The sequence below is a fragment of the Nocardioides guangzhouensis genome (assembly GCF_004519545.1).
Classification (GTDB): Bacteria; Actinomycetota; Actinomycetes; order Propionibacteriales; family Nocardioidaceae; genus Nocardioides; species Nocardioides guangzhouensis.
Window position 1 is genome coordinate 1 of sequence record NZ_SDKM01000113.1, and the last position, 1,201, is coordinate 1,201.

A 1,201-nucleotide genomic window follows, 5' to 3' on the forward strand; every position below is an offset into this window, starting at 1 on the left:
CTGACGACCCTGCCAAGCCAGCCCCACGCGCCGACACGAGGCTGGACTGACGCACCTTGAGGCATCACCGAGCGGGCATCTGCCCGGGAACGGGACGAGGTTCGGGTTGCTAAGGGTGTGGTGACGAAAGAGCCGGGTGCGGTTCCTGAAGCCCGCTCGGTGCTCGACCTGGTGGATCAGTCGCGGAAGCCCGGCTCGAGCAGGAAGCCCAGCGCGACTGCGGCCGGCACCTTGGAGCCGGCCGCGTAGATGTGGCCCTTGCCGGGAAAGAGCACGACGCGCCCTCGAGGGATCCCATCTGCCGTGCGCCGAAAGAGGTCCTCGGAGTAGAACGGGTCGGCGGTACCTCCGAGGACCAGCGTCGGTGCCTGCACCCTCGAAAGTTCGGGTTCGGCGTCGAAGGAGTCCTCGGCAGCGATCATGGTCAACATGTCCGACGGGTCGTCGACCTTGAAGCTGCGGCCCATGAGCCAACCAAGCCCTCGGGCCGGATAGCTGAGCATCGGCCGCGCCACGGCTCCCCAGAGCAAGGCCGACGCACCCCGGGCGTCACCGCTCTCGGTCAGCCGGGCCAACTGTTCCTGCACCGGGCGCCCGTGCGGCGCAAGCCGGCAAGCTGCTGCCGCCACCACCATCCGATGCACCAATTGCGGGTGGTCGATCGCGATCTGCAGCGCGACAGACCCACCCGTTGAGGTGCCGTGCGACAGCACCGGCCGGCCGAGGTCGCGCTCGATAGCCTCGGCGTAGTCCGCCGCGACGTCGGACAGCGTCGCGTCCCTCGCCAGACCGGGCTTGCGCTGCACGAGGTAGACCGTGAAGTGCTCGGCAAACGGCGCCGCCCAGGACAGTGTCGTGCGACGCCAGATGCCTGTCGGGTTGGCGTGCTCGGAGCTCAAGCCGGGCGACACGACCAGCGGGGACCCATCACCCAGCCGAAGGTAGGGCAAATAACGGCGGCCATGTCCCACAAGCTACGTCGGCATCGCTCGGCCCGGCAGGGGTACGGCTCGAGTGCACTGCGAGCAGCCACCCAAACAGCGCCGCGTGAACCCCCGCTGGTCACCGATCGACGAACCCGCTGACATCGCCCCGCGGGCGGCGAATTGACGCGTCCCAGGCATCACGGCGCGTGCGTTCACGCTCGGCTTCGGCGCCTCACTTCACGCTGTGCGCCAGCCGCGCGACCGCTTCGGCGACC

1 protein-coding gene is annotated in these 1,201 nt (G+C 69.1%); it reads right to left on the reverse strand.

Features of this window, described 5'->3' with window-relative positions:
- Positions 1-176: 176 nt before the first annotated feature.
- Positions 177-899, reverse strand: coding sequence for an alpha/beta fold hydrolase (locus EKO23_RS24680; RefSeq protein WP_167880650.1), 723 nt, complete (start codon positions 897-899; stop codon positions 177-179).
- Positions 900-1,201: the final 302 nt, after the last annotated feature.